Raw genomic sequence first — 24,519 nt, 5'->3', positions numbered from 1 at the left:
TATGGGAGTAACACAGTGTGAAATGTGTCGGAATGCGGATGGCTGCCTGGAGCAGTTTTTAGGGGAATCCGGCCGCCGGGTCTCCCACCATCGCATGGTGGACCAGGAGGTGAAGTGCGGCTTCGGCCTGGCAGGGGTTTGCTGTAAGCTCTGCTCCAACGGTCCCTGCCGCATCTCTAAAAACCGTCCCTATGGAGTCTGTGGCGCGGATGCGGATACCATCGTCATGCGCAATTTCCTGCGCTCGGTGGCGGCGGGATCCGGCTGCTACATCCACGTGGTGGAAAATGCCGCAAAGCGGCTGAAGGAAGCAGTCCAGGCTGGTCGGACGCTAAAGGGACCGGAAACCCTCCACCGCCTTTGCGGGCAACTGGGAATTTCTGCCGCCGAAGATGGGGATGCCGCTTTGATTCTGGCTGAAACTATTCTGACGGATTTGCGCCGGCCCTACGATGAGCAGATGGTGGTCCTGGAGAAGCTGGCCACGCCCCTGCGCCTGACAAAATGGCGGGAGCTGGGCATCCTGCCCGGTGGCGGAAAGGATGAAATCTTCAACGCCCTGGTTAAAACCTCCACCAACCTGAATTCTGATCCTGTGGACATGGCCATGCAATGCCTGCGCCTGGGTATTTCCACGGGCCTTTACGGCCTGGTCCTCACCAATCTGCTCAATGATATCATCCTGGGTGAACCAGAGCTGGGCTTCGAGGCCACCGGCCTGGGGATCATAGATCCCGATTGCGTCAATATCATGATCACCGGCCATCAGCAGGCCATGTTCGGCGATTTAATCCAGCAGCTGGAACAGCCAGAGATCCAGGCCAAGGCCGCCATGGTGGGGGCCAAAGCCATTAAGATCGTGGGCTGTACCTGCGTGGGGCAGGACCTGCAGCTGCGGCACAACCACTGTGGAACGGCCTTTTCCGGCCATGCGGGCAACAACTACACCAGCGAAGCCGTCCTGTTGACGGGCTGCGTGGATGTGGTGGTATCAGAATTCAATTGTACCCTGCCGGGGATCGAGCCCATCTGTACCGATTTGGACATCCCCATGCTCTGCCTGGATGATGTGGCCAAGAAGGCCGGTGCACGGGGCCTACATTATAGCGAGGCCAGCCGGGAAGCCATCACCATGGAAATCCTGTCCACCGCCATCGTGGCCTATGCCAAGCGGGTGGGGGATCAGAAGCGCATCAATCCCATGGCCGGCCATGGGGCTCAGGACGTCATCACCGGCGTTACGGACCTTACCCTGAAGAAAGCCCTGGGGGGAAGCTGGCAGCCAGTCCTGGATGCCATCGTTGCCGGGCAGATCAAGGGGGTAGCCGCTGTGGTGGGCTGCTCCAACCTGCGGGCTGGTGGCCATGATGTCTTTACCATCGAATTAACCAAGCGCCTCATCGCTTCAGATATCCTGGTGCTGTCGGCGGGCTGTACCTCCGGCGGCCTGGCCAATAGTGGGCTGATGAGCCCGGCGGCCAGCACCCAGGCTGGCCCCGGCCTTAAAGCCGTCTGCGAAGCCCTGGGCGTCCCACCAGTGCTGAACTTCGGTCCCTGTCTGGCCATCGGCCGCATCGAAATGGTGGCAGGGGAGCTGGCAGCGGCCCTTGGGGTGGATCTGCCCCAGCTGCCTGTTGTCGTCTCCGCACCCCAATGGCTGGAGGAACAGGCCCTGGCCGATGGTGCCTTCGCCCTGACCCTGGGCTTCCCGCTGCACCTAGGGCTGGCCCCCTTCGTTACCGGGAGTGACACGGCGGTCACCCTGTTCACCGAAACCATGAAGGACCTCACAGGAGGCTACCTCTTCATCGATGAGGATGTGGATTCCACCGCGGCGGCCTTTGAAGCCATCATCGCGGAAAAACGGAAGGGGTTGGGATTGGATGGCTGAAAGAACCTTGAGGTGTATCCCGGTCGATCCTGGACATCCTACCATCGTCAAGGATGAGGATAAATGCGTGGGCTGTGGCAATTGTCTGGATATGTGCATGGAAAATGTGGGCGTGGTCACCCGCTACCTCCGGGAGGGGGCCGTCGGGCCCTATCCCTGCGTGGGGTGCGGGCAATGCACCACCGTGTGTCCGGAAGGGGCGCTGACCGTACGGTCCCATGTGGATGCCGTGAAGCAGGCCATTGCCGATCCCGATGCCATCGTGGTATTCTCCACCTCTCCCGCCGTTCGGGTGGGGCTGGGGGATGCCTTCGGACAGAAGCCCGGGGCCTTCGTGGAAGGCCAGCTGGTCGATGCCTTAAGGCAGCTGGGTGGGGATTATGTCCTGGATGTAACCTTTGCGGCGGACCTCACCGTCATGGAGGAGGGGACCGAGTTCCTCAAGCGGGTGGTGGAAGGGGAGAACCTTCCCCAATTCACCAGCTGCTGTCCGGCCTGGGTCCGCCATGCAGAGAACCACTACCCTGGGATCCTGCCCCTGATTTCTACGGCAAAAAGTCCCATCAGTATGCAGGGTGCGACCATTAAAACCTATTTTGCCGAGCAGATGGATATAAGCGCCGAACGTATCGTCAGTGTGGCCGTCGCCCCCTGCGCCGCGAAAAAGGCGGAAATCAACCGTCCAGAGCTTCGGGATGCGGGCGAATACCTGGGGGACGGCATCCTCCGGGACAATGACTATGTCATCACCACCCAGGAACTGGCCCAATGGATGAAGGCGGAAGAAATCACCTTTGCCGCCCTGAATCCCTACGTCACCTACGACCGACTTCTGGGACGGGGCAGCGGCGGTGCCGTGATCTTTGGCAATACCGGGGGGGTCATGGAAGCTGCCCTGCGCATGGCCTACACCGCCCTTACTGGGGAGCGGGCCCCCGAGGAGCTGTTGGACTACGCCCCGGTGCGGGGCCTCAGCCAGGTCAAAGGGGCTGAGGTAGCGATTGCCGGGACCGTCATTCGCGTCGCCGTTGTCCATGGTTTGGACGCTGCAGACCGTATGATTGAGGGCGGCTATTACAAGGCCTTCCATTTCATTGAAGTCATGACCTGTCCAGGGGGCTGTATCAGCGGCGCCGGACAGCCCAATGCTATGGTCATCCCCGTACCGGAGTCCCTGAGGAAAGCCCGAATCGCATCCTTGTATCAAAACGATGGGGATGTGGCCATGCGTTATGCCATGGATAATCCGGAAATCACCAAGATCTACAATGCCTTTTACGGCAAGCCCCTCAGTGCGATGGCGAAACAGCTGCTGCACACCCGCTACGGTGGATGTGTGTATGGAGAAAGCCCGGGAGGAGTAGAGGAATAAATGAAAGCACTATTAGAATATGCCCTGGCCCTGGATGGCCAGGATGCCCAGGCCATCGCCGATCTGTTCGCCGATCCCTGCTATTTCAGCGACGGTGCCCTGCGCCGTACCGGCGCACCGGATATGGAAGCCCGGACACCGGGCGAGGTCGCCCGGGTGTTCACCGGTATCTTCAATCAGTATGATGCCAGCGTCACTATCAAGCAGATGCTGCCGCACGCCATGACCTACACCGTCACCCTGAGCGGGGAGGATTATCCCTGTGTCGGGTGCGCGACGTTGGATCCCATGGGTCTGATTGAGGAATATATCATACGCCCCCTTTGAAATGATGGTGTTTTATTAAATCATTATTTTATACCCCCTCTGGATGCCGCATTATTGCTGATGGGCATTCAGGGGGGATTTCTGTTTGGCGTTTTGTCACCAGGACGCTTTTTCACAAAAAGGTGGTTTACAGCCTTGCATTGGAGGCAATATCCTTCTTTGTTAAAAGGTGCCAGTAAAGTACGCCAAAACAAGGCACCATGCAGCGGTACTAGGCTCTTGTAAGCTTGCGATGAATGACCCGAGGCTTAGCCAGTTCTTTTCCTAAACGGGCGATGCGGTCTTTTTGGTAAGACTCAAAGTTTCCTTCGAACCAGTGCCAGTTCCCAGGATTTTCGTCGGTGCCTTCCCAGGCAAGGATATGGGTGGCGATACGGTCTAAGAAGAAACGGTCATGGCTGATGACCACAGAACAGCCCGGAAAGCTGAGTAAAGCGGATTCTAAGCTGGATAAGGTGGCCACATCCAGGTCATTGGTGGGCTCATCCAGGAGGATGAGGTTGCCGCCTTCCTTTAGAGTTAGCGCCAGATTCAGACGATTTTTTTCACCGCCGGATAAAACTCCGGCTTTTTTTTGTTGGTCTGAACCCTTGAAGCCAAAGCTTGAAAGATAGGCCCGGCTGGGTACCTCGGTATTGCCAACCTTCAAATAATCATTCCCATCGGACACGACCTCCCAGATGCTTTTGTCGGGGTCGATACCCCCACGATTTTGATCCACATAGGAAATTTTGACGGTTTCGCCGATATCCAGGGTGCCGTCGCTTAAGGGTTCTAAACCAACGATGGCTTTAAAGAGGGTGGTCTTTCCCACGCCATTGGGACCAATCACCCCCACGATGCCCCCCTGGGGCAGTTGGAAGGAAAGGTGATTGATGAGCACCCGGTCACCAAAGGATTTTGAAATATCATCGGCAATGATGACCTTGGTGCCCAGCCTTTGACCGAGGGGGATTTTAATATCGCTGAAGTCGGTAGTGCTGGTTGATGCGGCAGCCGCTTCCATTTCTGCAAAACGATTCAGGCGGGCCTTGCTTTTAGCCTGCTTGGCCTTGGGAGAACTGCGCACCCACGCCAGTTCGGCTTCGATACGCTTAACCAGCTTGGCGTGCTGCTGTCCCTGAGCGGCAAGACGCGCAGCCTTGGTTTCCAGATAGGTGGAGTAGTTTCCTTCGTAGGGATACAGCTGCCCACGATCCACCTCGCAAATCCATTCGGCAACATTATCCAGGAAATACCGGTCATGGGTGACCGCAAGCACCGCACCGGGGTAGGTGCTTAAAAATTGCTCCAGCCATAAAACCGATTCGGCGTCCAAATGGTTCGTGGGCTCGTCCAGCAATAGAAGATCGGGACCTTCGAGCAGGAGCTTGCATAAAGCGACCCGGCGGCGTTCCCCGCCAGAGAGGATATGGACCGGGGTATCCGGGTCTGGGCATTGCAGCGCATCCATGGCCTGGGATAATTTACTGTCGATATCCCAGCCATCTGCTGCGTCGATTTCGGCTTGAAGGTCGCCCATTTCTGTCATTAAACGATCAAAGTCGGCATCGGCTTCGGCCATGGCTTCACCGATCTGATTAAAACGTTCTACCTTTTTGAGTAGGGGCCCGAAGGCCTTTCGAATATTTTCAATAACGGTTTTATCTTCATCCAGGGGCGGTTCTTGCTGGAGCATCCCCACTGTGTATCCAGGGGAAAGCGTGGCTTCCCCGGCGGATACGGTCTCCATGCCGGCCATAACCTTGAGCAGGGTAGATTTCCCCATGCCATTGGGTCCAACGACTCCGATCTTTGCGCCGAAATAAAAGGATAGGGAAACATTGTCAAGGATGACCTTATCCCCGTGGGCTTTTCTTGCTTGATACATGTGATATATAAATTCTGACATACGATTCTCCTCATAAGTTTATTGCACTCAAATCATAACATACTTTATGTGTGAAAAAGCAAAATAGCTTTAAAATTTATACGATTATAGTGGAAAGTCCCCCATAATCCGTTTTCTAGCCTGAATGGTCGTCCTTTGATGGGATTAAGAGCGGTGGGATTCCTTTAAAATCCGCAGGGACAATTCCAAATACAGCCGCTCATCTAAATCCTCTAAATCCAGAGAAATCAACTCTCGAATGCGGTCCATGCGTCCGATAAAGGAGTTACGATGGATATACAAAGCCTTAGCGGCGGCCGAGGCATTGTAGCGGTGGCGGATAAAGTGGGCCAGGGTGGTGAAAAAGGCTGTGCCTTGCTTTTCATCGTGCTGAATGAGGGCCAGAAGGCCAGGATGACACACCAGCTCTGGGGGAAAGGTGTGGATGCCAAGATCTAACAGACAGTTCAGGGCATCTTCATCAAAGGTGTGAACCCAGCGGGAGGGGGCCGCTTCCTGACCCCGGGTGAGGATGTAGTGGGCCTGTTTCCAGGCCGAGAGAAATTGCAGGGGCTGGACAAAAGGGCGGCTGAGACCTGCCCGGAGGAGGTTTTCCCGCAGAAAATAGGAGAGTTCACTTCGAAAATCCCGCTTGGGACAGCAGCGTTTAAAATCGGAATCATTGAGGAGTAAAAGAAGGGAATCCTCAAAGCTCAGGCAACAGGCGCCGGGCCACTGGCGTTCCATTTGTCCCTGAAGATAGGCGAGGTTATAGGCTACCCGGTCGGTGGCATTTAGGGTAAAGACGATGCCCTGGAGGGTATCCCCTGGGGCATAGCCATTGTCTCCAAGGGCATTCAGCAGGCCGGCGGGGTCCACGGATTTTCCACCATGGTAGTCCTCCAGAAGTTGCCGAAGGTGAAGCCGGCTGGGTGGGGTGATATCGAATCCCCGGGATTGGGTGTAAATTTCCTCGACAAAGGGGCCAAGGATATTGAAAATTGCTTTTTTATAGGCCACCTCCACAGCATCATCATCCAGGATGATGACGTTCAGGCGGCCCACGCACTGGTCATCGCAGAAAATATTTCGGGTGACGACGGTATTATCGGCGGAAAAAATATAGGATTCCCTTCGGTTTTGGCTTTCGCCAAAGCCCGGTGCTGTGGTTAGGGAGGTGATGTTTTCCATGGGGAGGTAATTGGCCTCATCGATGTAGCTGGTGAGGATCAGAACGGAGTCGGCGGTGTAGGCCACGTATTTAAATTCCTGATCGCTTAGGCTGAGTGGGGCCGGCAGAACCTGTTGGGTCGTTTCAAGAAGGGCGTGAAAGTCCATGGAGCTGTGTAGGATTTGAAAAAGACTTTGATGCCATTTTTCAAAAAGCTGGAAAATGGTCGCCAAAATATTAAAGATGATCTGATGGGAGATGGGATCACTTAATACAATGAGGTCATTATCACCGATTTCCAGGGAATCCCCAGGCGGATCCAGGCAGATGATGACACAGTGGTGGATGATGGGAATGGCTTCTGAGAGGTTTCCCCCGGAAAAAATGATGGCACAGCCCTTCATGGGGAAAAAGGCGTTGTAGTACAGGGCATGGCTAACGGGGTAATGGTTTGAGCATCGGGCCTCGGCCACATCAAAATACTGGGACAGCTGGTATAAAAGAATATCACCATTGATCTGCATAGTATCCTCCACTGTGCATGTTGCACATTATTTCTATAAAGATTCTAACAGATTCACGGATTTACAGCAAGATGAAAAGGGTTTATGATGGGGGCATAAGAGAGTGACAGGGCAAAATGCCGGCATGCTGCTGTTCGGATACCGTCTTTTGTAATGCGGTAGTGTTGTTTTGTTGAGGAGGGTATGTATGAGTAGGACAAAAAAACGCAATGCGGCGATGGTCGTCATCACCTTAGTGTTCCTGGGGATTTTCTTCGGAAGTTATTCCCAGTATCAAGTGGCGGCGGTGCCATCCATGGTTTATTCGGCTTATGGGCTAACGGATGCCCAGTTTTCCAGTATCATGACGGCACCCCTGATTCCCGCGTTGTTTTTAAGCATCGTCCTTGGGGTCTTGGTGGATAAGTATGGGGTGAAGCAAATTGTTTCGGTGTGTATGGTGATTTCAGCCATTGGATTATTCATCCGGGTTTTCGCCACGAATTACACCATGGTCTTTTTGGGAATGGCCCTGGCGGGCTTTTCCATTGCAGTGCTCAATGCGAATCTTGCTAAGATTACGGCGACGCTGTTTCCCATGGAGAAGGTTGGGAGCGTGATCGGCATTATCATGGGTGGATCCACAGGCGCCATGGCCGTTGCCTACGGGACGACGGCTCTTTTCCCAAGCCTGGAGCTGCTGTTTTGGGTAACGGCCATTATTTGCACGGTTATTACCGTATTGTGGCTGGTACTGGTCCGAAAGTCGGATTTTCAAGGCGAATCCAGCGGGGTGGTGGAAAGTGTTCCCATTAAAGAGGCCCTGGGGGTTTCTTTGAAAAGTAAAAATGTGTGGCTCTTAGGACTGACGATGCTCACCATGCTGGGGGGAGCTATGGTTATTGCTAATTTTCAGGTGGCCTATCTAACTGCCTACAAGGGCTATACCGAAATTTCCGCAGGGTCCTTTGGAACCGTATTGATGATTGGCTCCATCATCGGGTCGGTCACCTTTCCGATGATTATTGCTAAATCCAGGCGTCCCGCCCTCATCCTGCTTATTGCCGGACTCATTGCCGGTGGTGCGGCGGTGGCCATGGTGGAAGGGGCGGCCTGGAGCATTTATCTGGCATCCTTTTTAAACGGCGCCCTGCGCAGCGGGATGATTTCCATTATGGTATCCCTGACAGTGATGTTCCCGGAAATCGGGCCGAAGTATGCTGGGACAGCCAGCGGCATTGCATCCACCATGATGAATCTGGGATCCATCATCATCCCCACCTATATCGTCATTCCCCTGGCAGGCGGCAATATGATGATGTATTTTTACCTGGCGGGGGTGTCCATCGCCATTTCAGCAGTACTGCTCTTTGTCCTTACCCGGAAGATGAATCTGGGTACCAATGTGTGATTGTAGTTTAAATTATGGAGGAAAAATCATGTTAACAAAACGTCAAAATCTGCTTGAAACCATTCGCGGCGGCCATCCTGACCGTCTGGTCAATCAGTACGAAGCCTTTGAATGCACAGATGCCGTGTATAAGATGCTCATGGGAGACCCCATCTCCGCCCAGGGGGAAATGGTCTTTCCCGGCAGCGGGCCGAAAAAGAATGCCTGGGGCATTACCTTTGATTGGCCAGAGGGTGTGCCCGGGATGTTTCCTGTCCATGACGATGCCCATAAGGTTTTAAAGGACATTTTAGATTGGCGGGAGGTGGTTGTGGCACCTAAAACCGATTTTACCGCAGAGGATTGGGCACCTTTTATGCCCGCCGTCTCCGCCATCGACCGAAATGAAGTCTTTGCCACCTGCTTTGTGGCACCCGGTGTCTTTGAGCAGTGCCATCACCTCATGGGGATGGAGGACTGCATGATCAATCTCTACGAGGAGCCCGAAGAAATGGCGGCCCTCATTGAGTATATTACTGACTACGAGCTGCGCTACGCCGAGCAACTCTGCACCTATTATAAGCCAGACTGTATCTTCCATCACGATGACTGGGGCAGTGCCAAATCCTCCTTTATGTCACCGGCCATGTTCGAAGAATTCATCGTTCCGGCCTATAAGAAGATTTATGGCTATTACAAATCCCACGGGGTCGAGCTCATCGTCCACCACAGTGACTCCTACGCCGCCAACCTGGTCCCGGCCATGATTGAAGTGGGGATCGATATCTGGCAGGGCTGTATTGACGCCAATGATATCCCCACCCTGATCAAGGAATACGGGGGACAGATTTCCTTTATGGGGGGCATCGATAATTCCAAAATCGATAAAGAGGATTGGACCCCGGAAGGTGTGGCCAAGGAAGTGGACGCCGTGGTGGAAGCCTGTGGCAGCCAGTACTTTATTCCCTGTATCACCCAGGGTGGCCCGGGCAGCGTGTACCCCGGAGTGTACGAGGCCATTACGGAGGAGATTGAGAGGCTGAACGGAAAATAAGAAGGGAAGAATGGATTAAAGGGAATGCACAGTGTTATGGCTGTGCGTTCCCTTTTGATATCATTTCAACGCCACATAAATGGCAATTTCTCCATTCACCGGATCCGGGCTTAAATACTCTTCAAAATCCCCGGTGAAGCTGCGGTCTAAATCCATTTCCCAGATGGCACCCCAGGCGGCCGTTACGGCCTGAACCATATCACCCCGGATTAAGAAACGGGCATAGCGCCCGGCGGGGATTATTTTGCGGGCAAGCTCCGGGTTATCAGCTGTGGATACGGCGGTGCCCACGGTGACGCAGTAGGTTTCACCGGTGTAGTCAGAGTACAGACCGATGGCGTGGTCATCCACCTTGTTGTTAATCTGGGGATACACCCCGCCTTCGTACAACTTCTTCCAAAGATTTCCGATAATTTCCCCCATTTGGGGATCATTATTTCCTGTGGTGGCAGAGAGCCCCACGACAATCTTTTCCTCAAGGGATACCATTTCATAATTCATAAAAAAACCTCCTGTTTTTTCGTTGATGGTCCCAGTGTACCAAATGAAATATGACAACAGGATGTCTTATTTAGAATAAACTTTTAAATTTTCTTCCAGGCGGCGGCGCATTTCCTCCCGGAGGGAGGGTGGGGAAAGGATTTCGCAGTGGGCACCAAAGGTGGCCAGATACTGATAGAGCCAATCCCCAGGTGGCACTTCCAGGGTAACTTCAAAGCGGCCATCCGGGAGCGTGGTATAGGTGCTAAATTCATCCCGGACCCGATATGCCACACTGGGGGAAAGCCGCAGTTTCGCGCAAAGAGTGGGTGTATCGATGGCAGGATCATCGGTAAAAACCCGGGCGGGTGCCACTCGGCCAAAGATTTCTGGAAGGGGTGTGAGGTCTTGAATTCGGCGCAGCTTAAAAAATCGGGGTTCATCCCGAAGGGTGCAATGGGCGTAGAGGTACCAGCTTTGTCCTTTAAAGCAGAGCTTTAAAGGCTCCACCACCCGCTGGGCAGAGTGGGTGGCGCCATGGTAATAGAAGGAGACGCGATGCTTCCTAAGGATGGCTTCCTTTAAGGCGATAAAAATCATTGCCTCCTCCTGGCCATTTCCCCAATCCGAAAAATCCACTTCCAGCCAATCATCCTGGGGTGTGCCAAAAAGGGCGGCGAGCTTGGTCAGGGCGGTATCGGAAGGCTCAGGGCTCAGGACATCCACCGCCTGTATAGCTGCGAGGATGCTGAGCTGCTCTCCTTCGCTTAGGATGGTCCGGTCCAGGACGTATCCAGGCAGCAAGGCGATGCCGCCGCCCTTGCCCTGGGATGTATAAATGGGAATGCCCGCCTGGGAGAGCTGGTCTACATCCCGATAGATGGTCCGGGTGGAAACCTCAAAATGCTCGGCCAGTTGCTTGGCCGTTAGGGTTCCCCGGGCCAGGAGCAGGTTAAGGATTTCGAAGAGTCGGCTACTGGCCATGGGTGATTGCCTCAATTCGTTGGATTAATTCAGCCAGTAGGTTTTTAAACCGTCCGTTGGTCTGCAGCATGGCAAAGGCGGGATGGTCCCGAAGGGCGGCCACTAAACTTTTGGCGATGCTCCCATCGCTTCGGGGCGCAACGGGTCCTAAATCAAAATCTGAAAGCCAGGGATTGATTTGGTTAAAAAAGTCATCGCCGTGGAGGGTGAAGGGAAAGAGGCTGGGGGTGACCATGGCCACGTAATGCCCCAGCATGTCCAGGGCCGCTTCTTCCCTGCCCTGGGCTAAATAGCCAGAGGCTGCTGTCAGATAGAATTGGAACATGGTATTGGGGTGGAGGGCTTCCAGAGAAAAGGCATCCCTTAGGGCAAGAAACCGGGTAATGATGGTATCAAAACGCTTGGGTTGGTCAGGGATTAAATTTAAATCCGTAATCAGCAGGGATGAAAAATTCAAAAGAGCATTGTAGGTTCCTACCTGGATGGTTTCCTGGGCGGCTCCGGCATCTCCCTTGGCCTGGTGGGCCATGGCCAGGAGTGCGTGGTCATCGCCACAGTCCGTGGTGCTGGTACAATCCTCCAGGAGGAAGATCGTGGTGTCATAATTTCCCAGGTTATATTGGCAGAGGGCTTCCATGGCATTGGCCTGTTTGAAGATCCCCAGCTCCGGGGCACCTTTTTTGCAGCGTGTCATCAGAACGAGGATTTCCTGGAGCAAGGCGGGATGGCGTGCCGCCGGAAACCGGTCCAGATGGTTCATTAGGAGGAGGCCCATTTGGAAGAGCAGAGGCATGCAGGCATAATAATCGTGGATTAAAGCCCGACATTGGCTAAGGACAGATTCTGCAGGCTCTGTAGTAAAGGCCCGGGCCAGGCGATGGTAGGTTTCCCGGATCTCCTCCCGGGTAAGTTGGGGTTCGTAACCCATGAGGGTATCAATGGTCACCCCAAAATAATCGGCCAGCTGGGGCAGTAGGGTGATATCGGGAAAGCTTTGGCCCGTTTCCCATTTAGATACCGCAGCCTTGGAGACTCCCAGGAATTTGGCCAGGGCCTCCTGGGTGATTTTTCGGTCCTTGCGCAGGGACGTTATTTTTTGAGAGAGATGGATGTTTTTCATGGTGGAACCTACCTTTTGGAGATAATTCCATTATAGCGGATTTCCTGTAAAAAAACACGCCTAACGAAAAATTAAAGGGGGCAAAAAGGAAAAACGTTTGGCGATGAAACGGGCGATAAAGCCAACTAAAAGAGCGGCAATCAGGGTACCTTCCCGGACGCCGGCAAGGGTACCTGAAAAAAAGAAGGAAGCAGCCACGGCCATTACGCTCATAGAGACATCGAAGGCGATTTTTGTTAGACCAAATTCAGTATTCCAGCGGGAAACAATGGCTCGGACAAAGGATTCCCCAGGAAGCATGACCACATCTGCCAGGACCTCAACATATACGCCAAGGCCTAAAATAAGACAGCCGAGGAGAAGATATAGACATTGAAGAAAATAGGTCGATGGCTGCAGAGCCGCTAAAATGACCATGCAAAAGTCAATGAAATAGCCAAAGAGAATGGAAACAGGGATTTGGAGCAGATACTCTGAGGTAAAATTTTTTCCGAGAATTAACCATTGGAGACCGATTAGGACAAGGCTGAAGAAAATGGTAAACATCCCAAGGGATGCAGGGAAGTTTAGGCTTAGAACATAGGGAATGGAAGAAATAGGGGAGGTTCCCAAGTCTGCTTTGGTGATTAGGCTGACCCCAAAGGAATTCACAAAAAGGCCGAGGGCGAAAATAGCATAACGTTGTAATTTTTCCACTAAAATATAAGTCCTTTCATGGCAGAATAGATCAATCTACCAGACATATATACAACAGGTTGTATATATGTCGAAAAATTTATTGTACATTGGCAATCATCTTTTTTAGGAGACTTAGAATCTGCTGCCGCTCCTTGGCATTAATCTGTTTTAGAAGACGCTGCCCATCGCTCAGACCAAGCTGCTTCAGCTCATCACAGGCAGCTTGGCCGGATGGAGTTAAATAAATTTGTTTTGCGCGGGCATCCTCTGAAGAGGTTTTTCGGTGGAGGTATTCTTTTTTGCACAGGCGGTCAACGATGCTGCGGGCGGCCTGATGGGAAATATTCAGATGCTCTTTAAGGTCTATCGCCCGGGCACCCTTGATTTTATCGAAAAAAAACAAGGCCTCCGCCTGGACAAAGGTCAGGGAAAATTTATCAAATTCATCCTGTTGGCTGTTGATGAGCAGGTTGCCAAGGTGCAGGACCCGGCGGGTAATGATAAATTCGTCATCTCGGGTTGTCATGGCGGCTCCTTTACACTCCCAAAAGGAGAGGGTTAATGTACAACATACTGTATAGTTTAGTGGAAACTGAATTGAATGTCAAGGGATTATCGAACGTCCCAATACCGTGCCGCTTCGCTTTTGAAGGGAATTTGCCCTTCAAGGGCGGCATCCAGCGTGGCGAGCAGCTTGGGAATATCGGCATTCAAGGTTCCGGCAAGATTGACATAATTGGAGATATGGTTGGCCCGGAGGACGCTGCCGGGGCTATCCATATGGGATAGGAGCAGACGGGTTTCAGCGGCGACCTGGATGGGAGTGAGCATGGTGAAATCTCCCTTGGAGACCTCCTCCACCATGGGGGCTTGTCCCTCTAAGCGCAGGGTGAGCAGGCCGATATAATCGGGATTCATGGCGGAGAGGGCTCCAGCGGTATGGATAGCGTGGTCCTGCCAGTGGGCCGTGCCCCCCAAACCGGAAATCGCTGTGACCGACAGGGCGATACCAGCCTTTCGGATACGCTGGCCCCCGGTAATCATCTCCCCGGCACTCGCGCCCTTATTCACGTGGGTCAGTACACCATCGTCCCCGGATTCCAGGCCCATATAAGCCATGGTCAGGCCCAGGGAATGGAGCTCAGCCAGCTGGTTGTCGTCCTTGGTGCCAAGGCTTTTAGGAGAGGCATAGCAGGCCACCCGCTCACATTCTGGAAAAAGCTGGGAAATGGTTTTTAAGATGGCGATTAAATGGGCCTGGCGCATCACCAGGGCATCACCATCGGCTAAAAAGATGCGATGGATACGGGGATAGAATGAACGGGCTTCCCGCAGGTCCTCCAGAATAGCCTCTAAGGGCCGGATGTGGAATCGCTTTTCCTTATACATATCGCAGAATCGGCAAGCATTGTGGCTGCAGCCGACAGTGGCCTGTATAATGAGACTGTAGGCTTCACTTGGGGGGCGAAATACCCGTCCTTCATAGTTCATTGATGTCCTTCCTCCTGTTCATTTATGCTGGCATTATAACATAGGTTTAATGTAAAAAGCCATTGGGATGGACAACATTATCCGTGAGGGGATCCAGCACCCGCATGGCACTATCTCCGAGGGTGATGGCCCGCCGTACGGCCTGGTTACCGTAGCGTGTGCGCAGATCGTCGATGGTTCGGTCCAGCCGGGCGGTGCGCTCTCTGTCCGCCTGATCGGTAAAAAAATCAATTTGGGTCCCCCACACGGGGTCCACCAGATCACAGGCCTGAATAGACATGGATCGAATGGGGGAGTGGAAGAAGTAATTGGCATCAAAAATGGCCATGGCCGTGGCGATGAACTCCTCGGTAATATCCGAGGGGGCCGCAAACTTTTTCTGTCTCGTGATGGAGTGGAGCTGTTTGTCCCTTAAGTGAAGGGATAGTGTTTGGGCGAGGAGGCCTGCCGTTCGAAGCCGGGCCGCCACACTTTCGGAAAGGATGGTGGTCATCATTTTGACATCCTCCCGGGTTTCCAGGTCCCGGGGGGCGGTGTAGCCATTCCCAATGGATTTTACCAGACGCCTTGTATCTCCCAGTGCTTCATCGAAGGGGCGAACCGGGGAGATATCCTGCCCCAGGGCAAAGGCCTTGAGCATCAGGCCGATTTTCCCCATGCGTCCTTTCAGGAAGCCATCATCCAAACGGGCCAGCTGTCCAATGGATTTTACCCCTACGGCATTTAACTTCCGGGTGGTGGCCCGGCCGCAATACAGCAGATTTTCAATGGGGCTATTCCATACGAGGTCCTTGTAATTTCTGCGGTTGATTTCAGTGATGGCATCCGGCTTTTTATAATCGCTTCCGAATTTGGCAAAGACCTTATTCCAGCTGACGCCGATGGATACGGTCAGGCCAAGCTCTTCCTTAATGGTACGGCTAATGGACCGGGCGATATCCATCCCATTACCAAACAAACGTTGGGAGCCAGTGACATCCATCCAGGCCTCATCCAGCCCAAAGCCCTCCAGCTGATCGGTGTATCGGTTATAAATTTTTCGGGCCAATTGGCTATAGTGGATATATTTAGAATAATGTGGGGGAAGGAGAATCAGATCTGGACATTTTTCCCGGGCCTGCCAAATGGCCTCTGCAGTTTTCACCCCCCTTTCTTTGGCTGCCTGGGATTTGGCGAGGATAATACCGTGGCGGTTTTGGGGGTCACCGGCTACGGCTACGGGTCGACCTTTAAGCTCTGGTCGGGAAAGGAGCTCCACGGAAGCGTAAAAACAATTCATATCAGAATGTAATATAATGCGATCCACTGAATACGAACCTCCATAAAAGGAATTTTTCTTTTATACTACACCTGTTGATGGCATATGTAAAGACTAAAATGCATTATAAGAAATAAAATAAAGGAGAGGATTTTATTATGGGAAAATGTGTGCTATAATAAAAAAATGGAGGATGAAAAAATGAAAATGAATACCCTAATCGCTGATAACTTGAAGAAGTTAAAAAAAGCACGGAATTTAACCAATAAGCAGTTGGCTGAGACATCCGGAGTTCCCATCAACACCCTTTCAAAAATTATCTGTGGTATTACCACCAACCCAACGGTGAATACCTTGGCGGCTTTGGCCCAGGCTCTGCATTGCCAGATGTGGGAGCTCTTTGATGATGATAGGGGTTCCCGGAAGCACCTGAGTAAAAATGAATCCATTATCCTGGAGCATTATCGGAATCTATCCAAAGAGGGGCGGCAAATGGTGCGCAGCCAGATTCAGGAATTTTGGGAGTATGAACAGGCCATGATTCGTGAAGAGGAATCGCTTCCCTATGTGGAAATTCCATTGTATTGTCTGCCGACATCGGCCGGAACCGGCCAATTTTTGGACGCTGATGATTATGAAATAACTGCATTTCCTGCTGAAGAGGTTCCGGGCCGGGCGAATTTTGCCGTCCGTATTTCTGGAGACTCCATGGAGCCTAAATTTCACGACAGTGATATTGCCTTCGTTCAGCAGACCCAGGATCTGAAGCCTGGAGAAGTGGGTATCTTTATTTTAAATGGAGAGGGCTATATTAAGGAGCTGCGTCAGCAGGAGGAAGGGGAAGGCATCTATCTGCATTCCCTCAATGAACGCTACGCCCCCATCATCATAAGGGCATCGGACGACCTGCGGGTGGTCGGCCGGGTACAAACTCTTTAAGAAACAGACCGAAAAGCCGGATTTTTACCGGCTTTCAGAGTGAAGATAAAGTGGAATATTACGGTCAGGGGGAGGATAAAAAAGATTCCCTTCGGACTCCAGGCGCTGACGAATAAAGGGACAGCCCTCAACCGTCAAGGCACAAAACCTTTGGTTTTGATCAGGTTTATAGCGGGTTGACTCACTTGATTTGCAGGTCATTTAGAGCTCTTGCCCGCAGAGGTTCCTCTGTCCACGTATTTTTACCCTCCCCCTAACCTTCGTTTGTCGACATCCTGAAAGCCGGATTTTTACCGGCTTTTTTTATTGCACTGGGGAGGGAAATAGCGTATAATGAAATCAATTAATTGGTCAGACCACAGACCAAAATAAAATTCAATTTGGAGGAAGAATATGCATTTTTCAATTCCCTATGGCAGCACACGGCTGAGTTTGGACTTAGCCGATGAACATATTGCCGGAGTACTGGAATCCAATATTACCGATTTGAAAGCAGAAGGCTCAGAGGACGATATTGTCGTTGCCGCCATGACTGCTCCCTTTGGTGGGAAGACCCTGAAGGAGATGGCCCAGGGTAAGAAGGATGCTACCATCATCATCAGCGATCACACCCGGCCCGTGCCCAGCAAGCATATCATCCCCTTTATGCTAAAGGAACTGCGGGAAGGAAACCCTGATATTGACATCACCCTTCTGGTGGCCACTGGCTTTCATCGACTGACCGTCAAGGAAGAATTGGTGGATAAGCTGGGTGAAAAAATTGTGGCAGAAGAAAAAATCATCGTCCATGATTCCGCCAATGCCGATGCCAATGTTAAAATCGGGGTACTCCCTTCGGGGGCAGACCTTATCATCAACAAGGTGGCTGCTGAAGCCGATCTGCTGGTGTCCGAAGGCTTTATCGAGCCCCATTTCTTTGCCGGATTCTCCGGTGGGAGAAAGAGTGTCCTCCCCGGCGTATCTGATCGGGTGACGGTGCTGGGCAACCATTGTGGGGCCTTTATTGCCAGTGACCATGCCCGGACGGGGATTTTAGAGGGAAACCCCATTCACAAGGATATGAAATCTGCGGCCGAGCAGGCCAACCTGGCTTATATCGTCAACACCGTTATCGATGAGGATAAAAAGGTGGTGGCCGCCTTTGCCGGGGATCCCTTCACCGCCCATGAGGCAGGCTGCGAATTCCTCCGGGGCTACTGCAAGGTGGATGCCGTACCGGCGGATATCGTCATCACCAGCAACGGCGGTGCCCCCCTGGACCAGAATATGTACCAATGTGTGAAGAGCATGACCGCTGCTGAAGCCAGCGCCGGGGAGGATGGGGTTATCATTCTGTGTGCTGAATGTGCTGACGGGACGGGTGGAGAAGGTTTCTACCGTGCCTTAAAAGATTGCGAAAGTCCGGAAGCTCTGATGGAAGAAATCCTCCAGGTTCCCCAGGATCAAACGAAGCCTGATCAATGGGAATACCAAATCCAGGCCCGGATTCTGATGAAGCATCCCGTTATCTACGTCAGCCGCCCGGAAATGCAGCAGACCATCGAGGAAATGAAGATGATCTACGCCCCGGATCTTCCAACCGCCATGGACAAAGCCAGGGAAATCAAAGGGAATGACGCTAAATTCACAGTGATTCCCAATGGGATTGCGGTTATGGTGGAGAAAAAATGAAAAAAGCATCGCCATCAAATGGTGGCGATATCAGAGCGTCGACAAACCGGCTAACTGAAGCAAAGAAATCGGTTAGCTGGCTTTCTTTTTGTCCAGAAATTGAAAAACGAAAAAAATATTGAGGGTGGTACAAATTATGCTTCAGGATAGGCAGGTTTTTAAATTCAGGTAGGTCAATGTTAGCCTCTGGCCTGTATGGTAACCCGGGCTTTCCCGACGCTTTGAGTATAACGCATTCCATGATGTTCTTTGACGATGGCAAAGATCCGTTCGATGGTTTCATTCCGATTTTGGCGTTACGCTCTCAAGGGGATAGCGGAGCTGCCTTTTCTTTAATGGCGGCTAAAGTCGTGTTGCTTTGGGAGTTTGATGATCTCGACAAGATCGATTTGATTATCCCGCATTTTTTTCACACGGAGGATTACGCTTTCAAAAACGACAATCGCACCGGTTACGATTTTCTGATTCCTTTGGTCAAGGTTATTCGTCATTACGGCGGCCAGGTCTTCACCATTGCTCCCGGGGATATTCGTCCGCAGGAGACGATTAATCAGAGATGTGTTCCGTATACCTTTGAAGACGACAGGTTCTGGGGTATCGGTACGGCACAAAAGATATTTACGTACGGAAAAAAGAGCGAAGATGCATGCAATCCCCACCAGCGTTTCGTAAATCGAGTTGTGGGATATAATGATTTGCCGCGCCGTCGAAAATAAGATGACATCAACGATGGTGGCAGCGGTTGGGTGCATAAGCATTCGCAAAAATTCAAACCCAATCAGAATAAAAAGCGTCGTATTTAAAAAGATATTCAATGCGCCTTCCTGAGTCAGGAATTCAATGGTCATCATATTTTTCAACATGAGAAATGACAAAATGATCAATATGATGATACAAATTACGGAAAAAACTATTTCCAACAGTGTTGCTATGACGTTTATACGGTGTTGAACTATTTTTTTCACAAATAATTCTCCTGTTTACTGGCTATGCACAACCCATTGATTTTGCATTAAAGTTTTAGTGGATGGAGGTTGCTAATGCGTAGATAATAAGAAGGAAGGGGCCGCTGTCAGGACAGCCCGCTTCCTTTTGGAAGGTAGTAAGCGTCTATTGTTTAGTCGTTGATGAGCGCGACACGGATACAGCTGGGATCCGTGCGGCTAATAAAGAATTCGATGGCTTTGTCGGCTTTGCTCATGGGAAATTCATTGGTAATCATTTTTTCCAATGGATAAATTTGTTTATTTATGGTCTTTACTGCGTAGGAAACGTCATCCGGTTGTCCAATGGACCCTTTAATCTGTAACTCCTGGGTAACAATCTGATCGATTGAAAGGGGGATTTCTTTACCGCCGGTCATCCCCAACAGAACGATGGTTCCGAGTTTCTTTATGCAGGAAAAAGCGGTTTTATAGGCGGGGGCGGCACCGGAGCATTCAAATACAACATCGGCCATCTTACCCTCAGTTATTGCGCTAACTCGTTTGACAATGTCTTCCTTATCCAGTCGAATGGTATAATCGGCACCTAATTCCTTGCCAAGGGCCAGGCGTTTTTCATCGTTGTCTCCAACTCCTGCAATAATGATGGGGTTGGCACCAGCTTCTTTTGCTGCAACGACGGTACACAGGCCAAGGGCACCCGGTCCAAGGATAAGCGCAGCTTCATTAGGCTTCATTTGGGCTTTATCCATAACCAGGTGGTAGCCATTGCCGATGACAGAGGATAAGGCACCTGCTTTAAAGGAGACATCATCCTTTAGCTTAAAGACTCTGGAGTTGGGGCGGACTACGACGTATTCGCCGTAGGCACCGTTGAGGTGCTTCCCATCGGTTGCCGGAATGGACCAGCCGTAGCATTGGCCTTCCACACATAATTGATAGGAGCCTTCACGGCAATAGTCGCAATGACCACATGCGATATAGGGTTCTACGGTTACGCGGTCGCCGACGGTCACACCATAGATCTTTTCGGCATCGGGGCCGATTTTTTCCACAACACCAGCAAATTCGTGACCGAGAATCAAAGGATAAAAATTCGTAGCCTTTCCATCATCATTGAGGTAACGGTGGGGATCGCTTCCGCAGATGCAGGTGCATTTCACTTTAAGCAATAATTCGTCATCTGCGATAACTTCAGGAACATCGAATTCCTGCAGGCTCATTTTTTTGGCATCAGTAACCACCCAGGATTTTGTTTTTTTCATGAAGGAACTCCCTTTCTAATGCATTGAATAGCCGCCATCACAGCAAATGATGTCGCCGGTCATAAACTTAGCCGAATCAGAGGACAAGAAGAGGAATAGCTGTGCTAAATCCGCCGGATCTCCACCAGTATGGAGGGGAAGGTTATCCACAATCCGTTTGATGGTATCCCGTGCGCCTTCATCGCTATTTAACTCTTGAACTAGGGGGGTGAAATGCATGCCGGGAGCAATACAATTGACATTCACGCCGAATTCGCCAACTTCCCGAGCCAATACCTTGGTCAGCCCAATCACGCCGGCCTTTGCAGCGGCATAAGCGCCCTTACCCATGAGTCCGCCACCCATGACACCTGCGACGGAGGAAATATTGACAACTTTGCCGTAGCCGCGTTGGGTCATGCCAGGGACGAATGACCGGATGCAATTGAAGGCAATATTGAGGTTGAGATTAATGACGGTATCCCAACCCTTTTTATCCTGTTCGATGATTTTCTTATTAACAGCGGCAGGATTGGCACCAGCGATATTACATAAAACATCAATCTGGCCGATTTCTTCTTCGACCTTCTCATTTAAAAGCTGGACGGCATCAAAGTTTGTCAGATCACAGGCTATACCGACAATCTTTCCTTTGCTGCTGCTGGCGAGTTCAGCTTGTTTTTTCTTAACACCATCTTCATTCAAATCAAGAAGTGCGACATTCGCGCCCGCTTCAGCAAAGGCATTGGCTACTTCCGCACCCAAGCCACTGGCGGCACCAGTTACCACTGTTGTTTTTCCATAAAAATCCATAAATACTCCTTTTCGAATTAAATAATCGGGGCAAGTAAATAATTTAACCCAGGACGAATCCGGGCTATTGCCACCAATACAACTGGAATACAAATAAAATCTGGATTGAATCTCGAACACGCTCTATTTATATCAAGTGTAAAAGGATATCTTCCCTTTGTCAAGGGAAAAATAAAAAAACTCCAATGTGAGGGAAAAGTCACATTGGAGTTTTGGTTATAATGGGCGGCAACAACCCGGATGATAATGAAATGAAGCGGGCTTAGTCTTTTTTGGGAAAAATCTTGAAATAGGAATCCGTAAAAATAGTTTCTAAGTACCCACGGAGGGTCCGCTCCAGATCCACCTTTAAATTTGAAATCCCATCGACGACGCACCATTCAAATATATTACCGATGACGATGATTTGGATATCGTGGACAATGGTGTCGATGGTGAGGCGGGGATTAATGTAGCCCTCCTGCTGGGCTTCAATCAATTTCTGATAATATAAATCACGCATGTAGTTGCCGGGACTCCGTGTATGGATATTAAAGGCTTTGTTTTTAGCCGTATAATAGCCGCTCGTAAATTCAGTGCCGATTTCCATATAGTTGTCTGCCAAATTGAGATATCCGGTGAGAATGTACTCCAATAAGCCAAGTTCTCCAATATCGGCTTTAAAATCCTTTTGGGTTTGTTTCAGGTATTCACCCATAAGGTCGTCTTTGGAATTGAAAAAATGGTAGAAGGTTCCATTGGATATTTCTGCCAAACTGCAAATATTGCGAACGGTCACCTGATCATAGCCATCCTTTTGCAGTAAATGCATCGTGACATCAATAATCTTGTTACGGGTTTGCAGGCTTTTTTGCTTGCGTGTCATAGGTAACTGTTTAAATTTTACTTTCATCCTTTATTTATTCTGGCCTTTCTATACATGATTCGCCTATTTCTAGGGAATAGGTTAGATTTGTATGAGCTTGATATTAATAATATAGCATAAAAAGCTATAAAATCAAATGGTTCTATGGTGGTTCTACTTAAGTTTTGCTTTTCCTCGGGAATTTAATTCGTGGGAAAGGAATCGACCAACCTCCGCAGGAAATGGGCGTTTCGATTACACTCAGGAAGTAATAGGTTTACATTAAGGGTGTACTTTGACAAAAAAAGTATCAATGCAGTCTTGACAACGAAAACAAAAGGTGCTAAGCTAATCGATATCTAGAACACGCTCTATATTTATAGCGGTCAGTCGGAAAGATTGGGAGGCAGGTCTCATGTATACTTTAGGAATCGATATAGGTTCAACAGCGACAAAGGGTATTATCCTAAAAAATGGAACAGATATTGTCAGTTTAGCAAAAGTGGATGTGGGAACAGGAACAAGCGGTTCAAAACGCGTCATGGATGCACTATTTGAGAAGAGCAATCTGAAGCCGGAAGAGATTGCCTATACCATTGCAACGGGATATGGCAGAAAGAAATTTGAATTTGGGGATAAGCAGATCAGTGAACTGAGCTGCCACACCAGAGGGGCTTATTTTAAGCTGAAGGATGTCCGGACCATTATTGATATCGGGGGTCAGGATGTCAAAACGATTAAGGTTAACAAGCTTGGCAAGATGGAAAGCTTTGCTATGAATGAGAAGTGCGCCGCTGGTACTGGTCGCTTCCTAGATGTTATGGCGGGCGTATTGGAAACGAGGGTCGACCAGATGGGTGATTTATCAGCCCAGGCAGATGAAGATTTAAATATCAGTACAACTTGTACAGTGTTTGCAGAATCCGAGGTCATCTCCCTGATGAGCAATGGTGCTAAGTTGGCTAATGTTGCAGCAGCCATCCATAAATCGGTGGCAAAACGCGTGTGTGGATTGGCCCATCGCGCCGGTGTCGAAGCCTCAGTTGTCATGACCGGGGGCGTCGCCCAAAACAGGGGGGTCATTCGAGCAATCGAAAGAGAACTTAAACTGCCGGTAACGGTCCCGGAGAATCCCCAAATGATGGGGGCTTTGGGTGCCGCAATTCTGGCTTTTGAAGCAATGCAGGAAGGGAGGGGGTTGGAAAAGTAGAATAATCCTCGTAAACGCTCTATGAAATAAAGGAGGAATATATTATGAATGAGAAAAAAAACAGTAAGCAATTATGCAGAGAAGCGCTGTCAACCCACTATTCTGATATTCGGGAGGCCAAGGATCGTGGGGAGCCCATTGGTTACTGTACGGCACAATTCGTAAAAGAATTGTTTGAATCCATGGATTTAAAGGTCGTGTATCCGGAAAATCACTCCGCGGCCATTGCCGCGAAAGATCACGCTGCCGCTAATGAATATCTGGAATATGCAGAAAACCACGGATATTCCATGGATTTATGCTCATATTCCCGTATCAATATGGGGTACTGCCTCTCTGGGAAGCCCTTCGGACGCGATTTGGATGTTCCCATGCCCGACTATGTTATCGTGGGGAGCAATATCTGTAATATGTCCGTCCATTGGTATGAAAATCTCGCATGGGAGTTCGATATTCCCTATATCTTAATTGACATGCCCTTCAATAACCAGGTGCCTGTACCGGAGTATAAGCAGGAATATATGGTTCGCCAGCTGGAAACGGCTGTCCATCAGCTTGAAGAAATCACCGGCCGAAAATTTGATTATGATAAATTCCGGGAAACGATGGCTATTGCAGATCGCAATGGTGAATTATATCATGAAGCCCAGGATTTAATTGGGCACGACCCCTCACCCGCTAATGGTCATGATTTATTAAACTATCTGTCATTGATGGTGACAATGAAAGGAAGCCCGAAAACGACGGAAGTGTTTGAATTGTGGGTCCAGGAGTTGAAGGACCGCATTGCCAACAATGAAACGACCTTCAGGGGCGAACAAAAATATAGAATCCTTTCTGACGGAATTGCCTGCTGGCCTCATCTTCGTTACTGTAACGAATGCATGGCCAATATGGGGTGTAATTTTACGGGGAGCTCTTACACCGACTTGTTCTTCCAAACATATAAGGATGTCCGGGAAATGGTTAATTGCTATACCTCTCTGGTGTGTAATTCGGGGATGGATATGTGGGAAGGCCGCCGGGATTACATCATCGATACGTATAAGATAGATGGAATTCTGAGTAATGTGACCCGGAGCTGCAAACCAATGATTGGAAAAATGCGGGAATGCAACCGTCGACTTGAGAAAAAACATGGGATTCCTTCTGCGTTATTTGATGGAGACCAATCGGATCCGCGTTCATTCTCTAAAGCACAGTATGAAACGCGATTGCAGGGCCTGGTAGAAATCATGGAAGAAAATAAGAAGGAGGGGAAGTAA

The 24,519-nt window shown here is 50.5% G+C and carries 23 protein-coding genes; 11 read left to right on the top strand and 12 right to left on the bottom strand.

Annotated elements, in window-relative coordinates:
* Position 1: 1 nt before the first annotated feature.
* The 3 genes from cooS to BLU30_RS11395 are packed head-to-tail and all read left to right on the top strand — an operon-like array spanning position 2 to position 3,590.
* A complete protein-coding gene (cooS, locus tag BLU30_RS11405) occupies positions 2-1,891 on the top strand; it encodes an anaerobic carbon-monoxide dehydrogenase catalytic subunit (RefSeq protein WP_176770920.1) in 1,890 nt (629 codons plus the stop codon).
* The gene (locus BLU30_RS11400) at positions 1,884-3,263 is read left to right on the top strand and encodes a [FeFe] hydrogenase, group A (protein ID WP_090246504.1); all 1,380 of its coding nucleotides are present in this window, start codon (positions 1,884-1,886) and stop codon (positions 3,261-3,263) included. Before cooS ends, BLU30_RS11400 begins: the two co-directional genes overlap by 8 nt.
* Positions 3,264-3,590: a hypothetical protein gene (locus tag BLU30_RS11395; RefSeq protein WP_090246502.1), complete on the top strand. Its 327-nt coding sequence runs from the start codon at positions 3,264-3,266 to the stop codon at positions 3,588-3,590.
* Between the two features lie 211 nt (positions 3,591-3,801).
* Here the strand turns inward: BLU30_RS11395 and ettA are convergent, their stop codons facing one another.
* Positions 3,802-5,481 (bottom strand): energy-dependent translational throttle protein EttA, encoded by a 1,680-nt coding sequence (ettA, locus tag BLU30_RS11390; RefSeq protein WP_090246501.1) that lies wholly within the window; start codon positions 5,479-5,481, stop codon positions 3,802-3,804.
* A 144-nt stretch (positions 5,482-5,625) separates the two neighbouring features.
* Entirely contained in the window at positions 5,626-7,155 is a 1,530-nt protein-coding gene (locus tag BLU30_RS11385; RefSeq protein WP_090246499.1) for a helix-turn-helix domain-containing protein, read from the bottom strand.
* 187 nt (positions 7,156-7,342) lie between these two features.
* On the opposite strand from BLU30_RS11385, the gene BLU30_RS11380 reads away from it, so the two are divergent.
* Both BLU30_RS11380 and BLU30_RS11375 read left to right on the top strand, forming a co-directional pair.
* A complete protein-coding gene (locus tag BLU30_RS11380) occupies positions 7,343-8,545 on the top strand; it encodes an MFS transporter (protein WP_090246497.1) in 1,203 nt (400 codons plus the stop codon).
* Positions 8,546-8,573: 28 nt separating this feature from the next.
* Positions 8,574-9,578, top strand: coding sequence for a uroporphyrinogen decarboxylase family protein (locus tag BLU30_RS11375; protein ID WP_090246495.1), 1,005 nt, complete (start codon positions 8,574-8,576; stop codon positions 9,576-9,578).
* Positions 9,579-9,638: 60 nt separating this feature from the next.
* Here the strand turns inward: BLU30_RS11375 and BLU30_RS11370 are convergent, their stop codons facing one another.
* From BLU30_RS11370 to BLU30_RS11340, 7 genes are all read right to left on the bottom strand, one after another.
* Entirely contained in the window at positions 9,639-10,079 is a 441-nt protein-coding gene (locus BLU30_RS11370) for a GyrI-like domain-containing protein (RefSeq protein WP_090246494.1), read from the bottom strand.
* Between the two features lie 66 nt (positions 10,080-10,145).
* Complete coding sequence (locus BLU30_RS11365; protein WP_090246492.1) at positions 10,146-11,042, bottom strand: helix-turn-helix transcriptional regulator; 897 nt, start codon at positions 11,040-11,042, stop codon at positions 10,146-10,148.
* Positions 11,032-12,162, bottom strand: a complete 1,131-nt coding sequence (locus tag BLU30_RS11360; protein ID WP_090246490.1) for a helix-turn-helix domain-containing protein — start codon at positions 12,160-12,162, stop codon at positions 11,032-11,034. The genes BLU30_RS11365 and BLU30_RS11360 overlap by 11 nt, the downstream gene beginning before the upstream one ends.
* A 60-nt stretch (positions 12,163-12,222) precedes the next feature.
* Complete coding sequence (locus tag BLU30_RS11355; RefSeq protein ID WP_090246489.1) at positions 12,223-12,858, bottom strand: YczE/YyaS/YitT family protein; 636 nt, start codon at positions 12,856-12,858, stop codon at positions 12,223-12,225.
* Between the two features lie 79 nt (positions 12,859-12,937).
* Positions 12,938-13,366: a MarR family winged helix-turn-helix transcriptional regulator gene (locus tag BLU30_RS11350; protein WP_090246487.1), complete on the bottom strand. Its 429-nt coding sequence runs from the start codon at positions 13,364-13,366 to the stop codon at positions 12,938-12,940.
* A gap of 86 nt (positions 13,367-13,452) precedes the next feature.
* Positions 13,453-14,331, bottom strand: a complete 879-nt coding sequence (locus BLU30_RS11345) for a radical SAM protein (RefSeq protein ID WP_090246485.1) — start codon at positions 14,329-14,331, stop codon at positions 13,453-13,455.
* A 46-nt stretch (positions 14,332-14,377) separates the two neighbouring features.
* The gene (locus BLU30_RS11340) at positions 14,378-15,637 is read right to left on the bottom strand and encodes a Y-family DNA polymerase (protein WP_207648008.1); all 1,260 of its coding nucleotides are present in this window, start codon (positions 15,635-15,637) and stop codon (positions 14,378-14,380) included.
* 153 nt (positions 15,638-15,790) lie between these two features.
* Between BLU30_RS11340 and BLU30_RS11335 the strand changes: the two genes are divergently transcribed.
* The 4 genes from BLU30_RS11335 to BLU30_RS14725 all read left to right on the top strand — a co-directional run bounded on the left by BLU30_RS11335 (position 15,791) and on the right by BLU30_RS14725 (position 18,915).
* Positions 15,791-16,528, top strand: coding sequence for an XRE family transcriptional regulator (locus tag BLU30_RS11335; protein WP_176770919.1), 738 nt, complete (start codon positions 15,791-15,793; stop codon positions 16,526-16,528).
* A 393-nt stretch (positions 16,529-16,921) separates the two neighbouring features.
* Positions 16,922-18,199, top strand: coding sequence for a nickel-dependent lactate racemase (larA, locus tag BLU30_RS11330; RefSeq protein ID WP_090246482.1), 1,278 nt, complete (start codon positions 16,922-16,924; stop codon positions 18,197-18,199).
* Complete coding sequence (locus BLU30_RS14650) at positions 18,196-18,321, top strand: hypothetical protein (RefSeq protein ID WP_278286253.1); 126 nt, start codon at positions 18,196-18,198, stop codon at positions 18,319-18,321. Before larA ends, BLU30_RS14650 begins: the two co-directional genes overlap by 4 nt.
* A gap of 54 nt (positions 18,322-18,375) precedes the next feature.
* Entirely contained in the window at positions 18,376-18,915 is a 540-nt protein-coding gene (locus BLU30_RS14725) for a hypothetical protein (protein ID WP_143024238.1), read from the top strand.
* 401 nt (positions 18,916-19,316) lie between these two features.
* Here the strand turns inward: BLU30_RS14725 and BLU30_RS11320 are convergent, their stop codons facing one another.
* From BLU30_RS11320 to BLU30_RS11310, 3 genes are all read right to left on the bottom strand, one after another.
* On the bottom strand, positions 19,317-20,408 hold the full coding sequence (locus BLU30_RS11320; RefSeq protein WP_090246479.1) for a zinc-dependent alcohol dehydrogenase: 1,092 nt from the start codon (positions 20,406-20,408) through the stop codon (positions 19,317-19,319).
* A 15-nt stretch (positions 20,409-20,423) separates the two neighbouring features.
* Positions 20,424-21,200 (bottom strand): SDR family NAD(P)-dependent oxidoreductase, encoded by a 777-nt coding sequence (locus BLU30_RS11315; protein WP_090246477.1) that lies wholly within the window; start codon positions 21,198-21,200, stop codon positions 20,424-20,426.
* A gap of 262 nt (positions 21,201-21,462) precedes the next feature.
* Positions 21,463-22,092 carry a TetR/AcrR family transcriptional regulator gene (locus BLU30_RS11310; protein WP_090246476.1) on the bottom strand — a complete coding sequence of 210 codons (630 nt, stop codon included), beginning with the start codon at positions 22,090-22,092 and terminating at the stop codon, positions 21,463-21,465.
* A gap of 367 nt (positions 22,093-22,459) precedes the next feature.
* On the opposite strand from BLU30_RS11310, the gene BLU30_RS11305 reads away from it, so the two are divergent.
* Positions 22,460-23,254, top strand: a complete 795-nt coding sequence (locus tag BLU30_RS11305; protein WP_090246474.1) for an acyl-CoA dehydratase activase — start codon at positions 22,460-22,462, stop codon at positions 23,252-23,254.
* Positions 23,255-23,298: 44 nt separating this feature from the next.
* The gene (locus tag BLU30_RS11300) at positions 23,299-24,519 is read left to right on the top strand and encodes a 2-hydroxyacyl-CoA dehydratase subunit D (protein ID WP_090246472.1); all 1,221 of its coding nucleotides are present in this window, start codon (positions 23,299-23,301) and stop codon (positions 24,517-24,519) included.

Source organism: Eubacterium barkeri, from assembly GCF_900107125.1.
GTDB classification, from domain to species: Bacteria; Bacillota; Clostridia; order Eubacteriales; family Eubacteriaceae; genus Eubacterium_O; species Eubacterium_O barkeri.
This window is presented reverse-complemented; position numbering and strand designations above follow the sequence as displayed.